Source organism: Persicitalea sp., from assembly GCF_041751555.1.
Classification (GTDB): Bacteria; Bacteroidota; Bacteroidia; order Cytophagales; family Spirosomataceae; genus Persicitalea.
Map to the genome: position 1 here is coordinate 1 of NZ_JBGSXF010000170.1, position 10,906 is coordinate 10,906.

Genomic DNA, 10,906 nt, shown 5'->3' on the forward strand with positions numbered 1-10,906 from the left:
GTGGGTGTATTCAAAGCCGCCGATAGTTTTCAGGAACAATTTCAGCGTCTCCGGGTCGCGGTAGGGCAGGAAGGCGTTCTTGAAAATCTCCCGGAACAGGGCTGGAATGTTCGGGTTTTTGTCCATGCCCGCGATGGCCTCGGCGTACAGGTTCAGCAGTTCGCTGGCCGTCGTCCTGGCGTCGAAGAGGTGGTCCCAGCGATATTTTTCGAATTCCACCGTTTTTGTTTTGGTGGCGTCTTCGGGGTCGGGAATGGTGTAGTTGGTGAAGAATTTGGCCGTGCCGCCCAGTTCGACGGCCTCGCGGTCCATGTCGTCCATGAATTTGTAAATCAGGCCGATCGTGATCTGTTCGATCTGGGCCTTGGGGTCGGGTAGTTTGCCGACCAAAATGTCGCGGCAATCGTCTATTCGTTTTTTGGTGTCGGTATCGAGCATATTGTCAATCGAAGAATCGGTCGTCCTTCCAATTTTTGGGGTTGTTGAGGATGTATTCGGTGATGCGGACAAAGGAGGTTTCGTCGCGAATGACGTGGTCGTGGAACCGGGCCTGCCAATCGAATTCCAGGCCCATGCGGTTGGCGTGTTTGGTTACGGCCGATTTGTACCCGCCCAGGATGGATGAGATGGTGTTTTTGCCCTGGTTTTGGAATCGGCGTTGGCCGGGGGTTTTGTCGTTGGGGTTGGGGGGTGGTTGTGGGGATTGCGGTTGGAATGATTGCGGTGGTGGCGTTTGTGGTGGGGGTGACGTTTGTGGTAGAGACAAGGCATGCCTTGTCTCTACGGTATCTACGGCATCTACGGCATCTACGGTATTGGTATCGTTACCAATATAGGTATCGTTTCCATCCGCGTCATTTCCATCCAAAATCAAAATACCATGAATATGATTGGGCATCACCACGAACGCGCCCAATCCGATATTTTTGGCGTGGTTTTTTATTTCGTGCCACAACACATCGGCCATTACCCCCGCCGGGGCCAAAACCATTTTGTCGTTGGCGATTTCGCCGAAATAGTGGGCGCGGTCCTTGGTGCAAATCGTGACGAAATAGGCAGCATCCCAGCCATAATCCCATAATTGCCAGCGGGACGAGGCGACGCGGTATTTGTTTTGGTATTTATCCTCCATCAGGCCGCGAATTTATCCAACTTGATATAATCCCGAATATACACCGGAATAACGTCCCGGTAGGTCGGGGCCACCGCCCGAAACTGCGCGATGCTCAACGTGGGGTGCGTGTGCAGGGCCTGGAAATCCTTGGTGGTGATGATCTTGCGGACGTCCTGGTCCACGATGTAGGCTTTGAAAAAATACTTCAACGCCCGGAGGTTCACGTCTTCCTGCGGGGGATAAATCGAAATGAACTTATCGAATTCCTCTTCCAGCAGATCGTCCTTGGACTTGAACTTCGGGATAATGCCAAAAATCTTTTCCACCACCTCGCGTACGGATACCTTGCGGTCGATCATGGCCGCTTTTCGCAATTTTTCCAGGCTGAAATACTGGTCGGGCTTATCGAAAATCTCGCTTTGGATGTGGCTCACGACCTCTTCCCAGTTGCCTAACTCCACGTGTTTGCGGACGAGGTCGTCCATCACGACGCGATCCTCGAATTTCTGAAACAGCATCCGGTCGATCTTCATGCCTTCGTAGCCGATTCGCTGCTCGTGCAGGGTCGCCAGCGGGTCGGGACGGAAACTCGTGTACTTATCGATGTTCACGGGACCCTCCGGGCCGGGACCATTGCCCTTGGGCGGCTTGGGCAAGAGCAGTTTTTCGTCGTAATCAAAGCGTTCCTCAAAGTACTCGCAATTGGCAAAAAAGTCGAAAAGCTTGAACGCCTCTTTCTCGTGTCGAACGGTTTCTTCCTCGCCCAATTGGTTTTTGAACTTATACTCGAAGGTATGCCGCCGGGTGCCGCGCCCTTTGATCTGCACAAAATCCGCCGGACTGAAAATCGGGCGCATCATACCGATGTTCAGCAGGTCGGTGCAGTCGTAGCCCGTCGTCATCATGCCCACTGTCACACACACGCCGCTCTTGGCCGAGGCGTAGCCGTCGAGCCAGGGTGTTTTGCCGTTCAGGTTGTTATTGGAAAAATTGATCGTCATCTGTTGGGCATCGCTCACCTGCGAAGTGACCTGCACCGCAAAATCGGAAGCGTACTTTCCCGGAAAAAGTTGGTCGGCCAGTTCGTTCAGAATCTCGGCCAGCCGACGGGCGTGGTTCTGACTCACGGCGAACAGGATCGTCTTCCCGATTTCTCCGGTAATCGGGTCACGCAGGGCATTTTGCAAGAACGTCTGGCAGAAAATATGGTTGGTTTTATCGGAGAAAAACTTCTTCTCAAAATCCCGCGACACGAAGGTTTCCGTTTCCTCGCCATCCTCGTGGGTGAGCGTGACGGCGTAGCCCTCGTCCGACAGCAGTTGCGTCGTGATTTCGGTGCGGGCGTCCAGCACCCAGGGGTTGATAAGGTAGCCATCCTTAACGCCATCGAGCAGTGAATACCGGAAGGTGGGGTCGCCGCCCTCGCAGCCGAAGGTCGAATAGGTATCGCGCAGCATCCGCCGCTCGATCTCGCGCGGATCGTCGGCCCGCACCCGGTCGGCATCGACGCCTTTGAGGTAGTCTTTGGGCGTGGCGGTCAGGCCGAGCTTGTAGCCATGAAAATACTCGAACACCGCCCGCGCGTTGCCGGAAATGGAGCGGTGGGCTTCATCGGAAATCAGCAGGTCGAAGTCGGTTGGATTGAAATGGTAACGATAGCGGTCGTTGACCATCAGCGACTGAATCGTGGTTACGACGATATCGGCCTGACGCCAGTCGGCTTTGTGTTCCTTGTAGATGAAGGTACTGTAGTCGGGCTTGAGATAATTGGTGAATGCCTTCCAGGCCTGATCTTCCAGTTCCAGCCGATCCACCAAAAACAGCACCCGCCGGGCGTTTCCTGACCGTAGGAAAAGGCGAATCACCGCCGCCGAGATCAGCGTTTTACCCGTTCCGGTCGCCATCTCGAACAAAAAGCGGTCTTTGCCCGCGCTTACGGCTTTCTGTAAAGCATGTAGAGCCTCCAACTGATACTTTCGGAGAAATTTCAGCCCGTTGGCCCAGATAAAATCCGGGCTATCTCCGACGCTGCCCGCCCAACCGGGCCGCCGGGCGTAGTCGGGCATCTGCACCGCCGCGATGTAGTCGGCAGCCACGGTCTCCCCGGCCAGGGTTTGCCGATCGGGGTGCCAGTCTTTGATGGCCCCGATTTCGTCGGGTGAGGGGAATTTGTAGATCGGCTTGGGGTTGCCTTTCGTCGTGTCCCAAAGGTAGTGTACGATCCCGTTGGAAAGAATTACAAATCGCGCTTCGACGATTTTGGCGTATTTTCGCGCTTGCTCCTTGGCTGCCAACGGGTGCAGACTCTCCCGCTTGGCTTCCAGGACACAGACGGGCTTACCGAGGTCATCGGTAAGCAGAAAATCCAGCGAACCGCTTTTGGTGCGCTCGTAATCCTCGCCCCAGGCGTCGATCTCGCGCTGCGTGATCTTGACCCGATTTTCCAGCAAGATGTTGGCTGGCCCCGCTTTATCGCCGAAGAATCGCCAACCCGCTTCTTCAAGAAGCTGATTTATTCGGATTCTTGCATGGGCTTCGTTGTTCATGACAGGTGGTGGGTGGCGAGGGGTCGGATCTTTCCAGTGCGTTTTCCACGCAAATTGAAAGTTAAACTTTCAATTTGCAAGACGACCACTCACTTGGTAAAAGAAAAATTACTCAATTAATTTTGCCAAACGCTTATCCCGACTGATAGTGTAAGTAAGTTATTCATGATTTTGGTCAAATGGTGGGCTTATTCTGGATATGGGTAAATAAAGGACAAATTATCGTTTTGCAAGGAGTATGCTTTTCTTGAATAAATCAGCATTCGTTTAGTCATCGGTATGACTCCTGACACCAATCCCAGTATAAATAAAAAAAAGGAAGGCTTCGTCGGCCAGCGCAGCTGTGTGCTGCCGGGCGAACTGACAAAGCAAATTGCGGCGCACCCGCTGTGCGAGAACCTGTACATTACGGACATTGGCTACTACCCCAATGCGGCCCTGCACACACGGGAACGGCGCAAAGGAAGCGCGCAGCACATTTTAATCTACTGCGTCAAGGGTGAAGGATGGTATGCGCTGAACGACCAGAAATACACAGTGAAGCCAAATCAGGTCTTTATTCTGCCCGCGCACGTAGCGCATCGGTACGGGACGGATGACACCAACCCCTGGACTATTTATTGGTTGCACTTTACGGGCTCCCGTTCGCAGTACTTCCTGGATTTCTTACAACAGGAAGTTGGCTTCTCGCCCATTACCGTGTCGCCTCAACCCGAACGTTTCGAGCTTTTCGAGGACATCCTTTCCCACGTCGAGATGTCGTATAACATGGACAATATCGTGTACGCCAACAGCAGCCTGGGCCGCTTTCTGGCTACTTTCAATACTGCAGTTTACAATCCCAATCCGGTTAACCCCGCTGAACAGGACGCAGTGAGCCGTACGATCACTTACATGAAGGAGAACCTTTGTAATTCGTTTGCATTGGAAGATTTAGCCGGCATAGCGGGTATGTCGGCTTCGCACTATTCGGCAGTTTTTCGAGAGAAAGTACAAAGCTCGCCGATCAATTTTTTTACTTTCCTGAAAATTCAGGAGGCATGTCGGCTTCTGGAAAACACCCAGCTACGGATAAAAGACGTCGCCTACCAAATTGGCTTCAGCGACCCTTACCATTTTAGTCGGGTCTTCACCAAAGTCATGGGCAATTCGCCGCGCGATTTCCGGAAGTTGCGGAAAGTTTAGCCGCCACTTTGTCCCAAAAATACCACTCGACTATTCCGCTCAGAACTGAACTGTCGCTTTGTATTCCGGCGTAAACTCGACTTTGTCGATGGAGAGGTGACGGCCATTTTTACCAAAATCAGGCAGGAGGGCGGCTGGAATATCCACCAGAAAAGGCGCGCTCTTGTGCAACGGCCGAAAGTAGAAATTCATCTGACGCGCCGAGTCAGATGCCACGAAACGCTTGAGTCCTACCAGCCAAAGAAGTCCTTTGTAGAATTCGTCGGTAACCAGCTTGCCATCAATGAAGCCTATCCCGGTGTCGCCCGTGTAGTCGATTTGGGCGAAAATATCGTTCACGCCGTCGGGCAGTTTTTCGGGCAGATCCAATATCAGGCGAGACTCGCCCAATTTTTTGGTTTGGATAGCCATCGTTTGCCTTGGCAGACGAATCTGGTACACTGAAAGCGGGCCGTCAACTTTTTGAACTTCAAGACTACCACCTTCCAATTTTGGTAAGGCAGATGATTTTGGATAAACAGAAAGCGAAAAATCAGACTGGCCCATGCTGAGCAGGGTATGTTGCTGTCCCTCACTCTGGGGCAATACCAGCGCGGACGAAAAAACGAGGTGCTGCGCTCCACCGATGGTCGTTTCCCAGGAATTAAGGGCGGTTTGGTGATCTAATACCAGCACGGCCACCTCCGTGCCGTCGGCCTGGCGAATCGTAAATTCACTCACGCCTGCCTGCGGGCAGCGCACCAGCCAGCGGTTCTTGTTTTGCTCGACTTTGGCTGAGCCAATTGCCTGCAGCGAAGCGCCTTTGCTTTTGGCAATTGAAAATTCGGGGGCGATACCCTCCGGGGCAAAAAACACGTAATGCGTTTTCTTGCCCATCTTGAAACGGGTCAACAACTGGGCGGTGGCGTAGATAAGTTTCACCCCCGCCATATCGAGGTTGTAGGGAAAAATCGCGTTTCCTTCGTTTTTGAGCGCGAAAGTTGAATTTTCGGGAACACTCACCTCGCCTTCTGCCGTTTTTAGCCGGAAACGCAAGCCGCTCTTATCCGTCATGGTCGTGTCGTCCTGGAAATTATTCAAGAACAGAAAGCCGCTCCGGCCATCGGTGCGCACGGCATAGCGCAAGTCGCGGACGTTGGTCGGTTGCAACGATTCGGCGTTCGACGGTAGCCGGGTGGTCATGGGCGCGAGTTCGGCGCTAAAACTGTTTAGAAAAAAGTGCAGCAACTTCAACCGATGATAGGCCAGGCGCACCTGACCATATTCGCCGATGGGTGCCTGAAAGTCGTAGGAAATCTTGGGATAGCCGTAGGCTTCGTCATTGAAAAAAAATTCGCCTTTCGGCGTGGAGCCGCCGTGGTACATGTAGTAGCCAATGCCGTTGGCGCCGCTCCCCACGCAGCGGTTGATCAGCGCGTCCATACTGTTGTCGGGTACCACGGGCCGCCGGGTGTAGGTACTCATAATCCCCGAACCCAGCTCGGCGCAAAAGTAGGGATAATCCTGCGGCACGTAGCGCACCGGGGCGTAATCGGGCTTTTTATGCAGATCGGTGTAGAGGTAAAACGGCGAAATATCTTTCTTGGTCGTCCAGGTCGGGTAGGCATAGCCCGCTGTCACGGGCAGCGTTTCGTTGGCGATCACGGCGGCATTTCCCCAACCCGTGACCGTGTAGATTGGCACGATCAGCCCCGCCTTTTGTGCTAATGATTTGAGAATGCGCATATGATCGTTTCCCAATTCAGCGTAGGGATTCGCCACCGTCGCCACCCCGACGCCCTCTTGCGTTACGGCCCGGTCGCGGTCGGCGGCGGTGTAGTCCAGCGGCTGGCCGGGATAGGTCAGGCCCCAGGGCGCGGCCGAACTTTGGTATTCGTTTTCGAGCTGAATGGCAATGATCGGCCCGCCGTCCTTGAAAAATAACCCCCGTAATTGCTGACCAATCTGAGCGTACAACCGCTCGACGTACCTCAGGTATTCAGGATCATTGGAGCGCACCGTCAGCGGCTTGCCCAGCAGCCAATCGGGCAGCGCCCCGTTGCGAACTTCCCCGTGACCGAATGGCCCAATGCGTACGATGGCGGGCATATCGTACTGTTTGCAAAGCTCGATGAAATGTCTCAGATCGCGGGTGTCCTGCCAGGTAAACTCCCCTTTGTGTTCCTCGTGCATGCTCCAAAACACGTAAGTGGCGATCATGTTGATGCCTCCGGCCTTCATTTTCTGAATAGCCTCCGCCCAGTAAGCACGGGGATAGCGCGAGAAGTGGAATTCGCCCGTAATCGGGATGGAGGGCTTGCCGTTTTGACTGATATAGAAATTGTTGACGGCGATGCTTTGACCCCTATCATTGGTGCCGCCCAGCTTTAGGTGATCCGACCGCACGGGTGGGGATGGCGTGGAGGCATCGAGCGTATAGGGAATGTCTGAGGACGATTGGGCCAAAAGGCTTGTGACTGTGATGAAACAGGACAACAAGACGACAGGAACGGCCAACGAAAAACGTAAGGTGGGGATGGGCATGATCTGGAAAAGGTGTATTACTCGAACGAGACTAAGGCCGAAGTGATGTCGATCCAGGAATTGGCGGTGGCTTCTTCTTTTTTTAGATCGCTCTGCCGAATCGAAAGCTGAACCCACTCCACGTTTTCCAGCCGGACGCGATTGTCAGCCGCGCGCCCACTGGCGGGAGTAAACCAGTAAGCCCAGCGCCCCGGATAGCCCAAAGGCAGCATGGCTCCTTTGCTCAATTGCAGGTTGGCCAGCGGAATGTTTACAGTATTCCAGTCGGGAGAAAGGGTAATTTTTTGGCTCCAACTGGTGCCATCGTTCTCGACGAGCGTGATGTAGGCCTGCTGCTGCTGATTCTGGCCTTTCACCGTTAATTGCAATGACTTGGCTCCTGCCAGGTCCGTTTGGCGTGCGAGTACCTTATTCTTGACGGGTACCGATACCGTGTAATCTTCCAGCGATTGGTCGTAGCTCAGCGGCAGTTCAAGATGAATCGCCGCTTCGCCCGTATTGGAGGCCGGGATGAGTTTGTAAATTCCCGACCGGATACCGTCTCCGATGCGCGTGAAGGCCAGTTCGCCTACATCCTCGGCGGGGGTCAATAGGCGCAGCGGGGTTTGCGGCTTCACCACATGGGAAGTCCAGGTTTCCGCTCCGTAAAAATCCCAGTCAGCCGGACTTTTAGCGATCCCAGACGGGTAGTTGATTGGGGTGGTTCCGTCGTCCACCACGATGCAATAATCGAGCACGCCTTCGGTGGCGCGATTGGCGGGGAGTTCTACGGTGTAGGTGTACGCCTCTTCCCTCTTCATGGGCAGCGGCATGTACCGTCCGTTGCCGCCGTACCGCATGAACAGCGTTACTTTCTGCGGTTCGTCGGCACTGTACACCTGCGCCGAAAACGAGATGGATTTTTCCGCCTGGTACTCTGGTTCGTAATCCACTACCACCTGCGTCGGTAAGGTTTGATCGGCGAGCATGGCGTACTCGGTCATGCCCAGGTTACCGATTTTGGCGGGCAACGAAGCCCTGGTGACGGCCTTATCGCTTGTCAGTAAATAAACGCCGGGGCGGATAGTAAAGCCGCCATCTTGCGCTTGGGTTTTGTAGGTATTGCGCTCATTCAGAGGCTGAACGGCAAATGACCCGGCCAAATCGGGTAGCTGCACCTGCATCGGCCAATTCCGGCTGATGCTGCGGGTGACCACTTTGTCAGGACTGGGCATTTTGAACGGGTCGTCGATTTGTACCGCATCAGGATAGACTTCCAGTCGCCAGGTACCGTCTTTTATTTTATCCAAAAAATACAACCCCTTGCCCTCGTACTGCACCACCGGCGACGAGCCGTAGCCGACTAGCTTGGTTAACGTTTTGGGGTTTTTTGGGTTGGTTTTCGTGGTGTTGCTATACATGAATTTGTCCGCCGTTACCATTTCGCTAAGGTTGTCTTCGTAGCTGATGCGGAACGGGCCGAACGAAGTGTTGTCCGGGTACTTGCCGAAATCCTTATACATTGGTATTTCGCGCATTATCTCGGCGGCGATTATGCCACCGATGGCTTTGGTTGGCGTGTACACCATATTGAAGTAATGCGTTTGCCAACCCAAATTGAAGGGTGCGGTGGCCAGCATATCGTACGCAAACATGGCCGCGAACTGCGCCCCCGCCGTGCGGAAGGTGCGGGCCATTGCCGGGTACATGTAGCCGTTGAGCAGGTCGGGGCTGTCGAACTCATAGACCAATCGGGCCAGCCCTTTCAGTTCCGGTTTGAGCATCAGCGAGTAATCGTCCACTACGGGCAAATAATTGCCTGAGAGTGTATGCCCCGAAACCAGTCCCGACGGATACCAGGCAAAACTGGCACCCTGTATCTTTGATTTTTTCAAAGACTCCGAAATGTTAAAATCCTGACTGACGTTGTGAAATACCAGTTTCGTGCAGCCCGTACTGCGCACGGCGTCCACTAGTGCGTTAATATAATTCACCGACCCTGCCACATCTTTGCTGTGGTGCCAGGGTTCGTTAATCATTTCTACAAACAAAATATTTGGCTCGTCTTTCAAGGCTACACCTGTGTAATGATTTACGTGATCGAGCAGTTGGCGGAGGTAGTTTTGCTGGGCGGCGATGGCTTTTGGATTCGTTCCTAATTCGCCCTTCTTATAGCGTATCGAGAAGCCCCGCGCACTCGTAGTGTCCTGCATGGCGTCGGGCCATTGCGAACTGTACGTGACAATCGGGCTGAGCAGCATATAAATATTCCGCTCTTTGGCTTTCATGATCAGGTAGTCCATCATCTCGAGATGATCGTTGGCGATCAGGTTCCCGTCGAAATCGGTGTTTTCAAAATCTCCCCACAGGCACAACCGCAACCCGTCCCAGCCCATCCGGGCGAAGTGCGTCATGTCCTGGTCGATCATTTTTTTACGGTCGTTCGACACGTAGCCTGCGGCCCGGTAATCGCAGGCGGAGGGCAGGCAATAGTTGGCCCCGAACAAGGCGATTTCCTGCTTGGTATCCGACCAGCGGATCGTTCCCTCTTTATCCTGCACGACGGAACGGGCTTTGGGAACGGAAGGCTTTTTCGTCTGAGCGTGGGCCGTGGTCAAGCTGCAAAGCGCGAGAAGAAGAAACAAACGGTACATAGAATTGGAAAAAGCTGATTTCATTATAATCTTGACAAAAAAGAAAACGCCCCACCGATGCTGTTACCAGACGGTGAGGCGTAAGTTTTTATTAATAACCGGGTGTCTGCTCCAAACCTTCGTTGAGATCGAGGACATACTGCGGCACCGGGAAGTAAGGGCTGGGTCCCGGAATCTTGCCCGCCGCTTTCAGCGCTGATTCCCACTTACCATGGCGCACCAAATCCATCTTCCGAAGTCCTTCGAAGTACAACTCCCAACTCCGCTCGCGCAGGACGGCGGTATTGAAGGCATCTTTAGTAGCGGCGTCAGCGACGGGTAGGTTCGCTATCCCCGCCCGTTTCCGTACCTGGTTAATCAAATCGACTGCCTCGGCGGTCGGTCCGGCCTGATTGTTAATGGCCTCGGCCAGCATCAGCAGCACGTCGGCGTAGCGCAAGATGACCAGGTCGTTGCCCTGGTATTGCGGGCTGTCTTCGTCGGGATATTTGACCAGCACGGGGCCCCGCATATTTGCACGGTTTCGCGCGCCATCCTTGTAGGAGTCGACCATCAACGTCCGGCGCTTGTCGGCGGCATCGAACGAATCGTAGAATGTCCAAGTGGGCGTAAAAACACCAACTCTGGGCCCCCAGCCACCGCCCGTGCGGATACCCTTGTAATCGTTGGGCAGGCAGTAGTAGGACCAGGGATTGAAATTACCCTGCAATGGGTTTCCGTCGGCCCCGGCATCGCAGGAAACCGCCCAGATCGTCTCCGAATTCCGCTCCGTGGGGGTACGAAATAGATTGGGGTAATTGGCCACCAGGCTGTATCCCAGCGTCAGTAATTCGCGGCCAGCCTGTTCCGCTTTCGGCCAGTTCTTTTCGTTCAGATGCAACCGCATCAGCATCCCTAAGGCCAGT

Annotated in this window: 7 protein-coding genes; 1 reads left to right on the forward strand and 6 read right to left on the reverse strand. The window is 54.0% G+C overall.

The window, feature by feature from the left end:
- The 3 genes from ACEW8P_RS05865 to ACEW8P_RS05875 form a co-directional block, all read right to left on the reverse strand.
- Positions 1 to 438, reverse strand: a 438-nt coding sequence (locus tag ACEW8P_RS05865; protein WP_373512170.1) for a type I restriction-modification system subunit M N-terminal domain-containing protein, incomplete at its 3' end; no start/stop codon positions are given.
- 4 nt (positions 439 to 442) lie between these two features.
- Positions 443 to 1,132, reverse strand: coding sequence for a transposase (locus ACEW8P_RS05870; protein WP_373512171.1), 690 nt, complete (start codon positions 1,130 to 1,132; stop codon positions 443 to 445).
- Positions 1,132 to 3,660, reverse strand: coding sequence for a DEAD/DEAH box helicase family protein (locus tag ACEW8P_RS05875; RefSeq protein WP_373512172.1), 2,529 nt, complete (start codon positions 3,658 to 3,660; stop codon positions 1,132 to 1,134). The genes ACEW8P_RS05870 and ACEW8P_RS05875 overlap by 1 nt, the downstream gene beginning before the upstream one ends.
- 279 nt (positions 3,661 to 3,939) lie before the next feature.
- Here ACEW8P_RS05875 and ACEW8P_RS05880 point away from each other — a divergent pair, with 279 nt between their 5' ends.
- Positions 3,940 to 4,845 carry an AraC family transcriptional regulator gene (locus ACEW8P_RS05880; RefSeq protein ID WP_373512173.1) on the forward strand — a complete coding sequence of 302 codons (906 nt, stop codon included), beginning with the start codon at positions 3,940 to 3,942 and terminating at the stop codon, positions 4,843 to 4,845.
- Positions 4,846 to 4,884: 39 nt separating this feature from the next.
- Here the strand turns inward: ACEW8P_RS05880 and ACEW8P_RS05885 are convergent, their stop codons facing one another.
- The 3 genes from ACEW8P_RS05885 to ACEW8P_RS05895 form a co-directional block, all read right to left on the reverse strand.
- Entirely contained in the window at positions 4,885 to 7,368 is a 2,484-nt protein-coding gene (locus ACEW8P_RS05885) for a beta-galactosidase (protein ID WP_373512174.1), read from the reverse strand.
- Positions 7,369 to 7,385: 17 nt separating this feature from the next.
- A complete protein-coding gene (locus tag ACEW8P_RS05890; protein WP_373512175.1) occupies positions 7,386 to 9,992 on the reverse strand; it encodes a hypothetical protein in 2,607 nt (868 codons plus the stop codon).
- 100 nt (positions 9,993 to 10,092) lie between these two features.
- On the reverse strand, positions 10,093 to 10,906 hold an 814-nt coding region (locus tag ACEW8P_RS05895; RefSeq protein ID WP_373512176.1), incomplete at its 5' end, for a RagB/SusD family nutrient uptake outer membrane protein.

Bases quoted from the DNA above. Each gene is read 5' to 3' on its own strand.
- ACEW8P_RS05875 (WP_373512172.1), bottom strand. From the start codon at position 3,660: ATGAACAACGAAGCCCATGCAAGAATCCGAATAAATCAGCTTCTTGAA.
- ACEW8P_RS05880 (WP_373512173.1), top strand. From the start codon at position 3,940: ATGACTCCTGACACCAATCCCAGTATAAATAAAAAAAAGGAAGGCTTC.
- ACEW8P_RS05870 (WP_373512171.1), bottom strand. From the start codon at position 1,132: ATGGAGGATAAATACCAAAACAAATACCGCGTCGCCTCGTCCCGCTGG.
- ACEW8P_RS05885 (WP_373512174.1), bottom strand. From the start codon at position 7,368: ATGCCCATCCCCACCTTACGTTTTTCGTTGGCCGTTCCTGTCGTCTTG.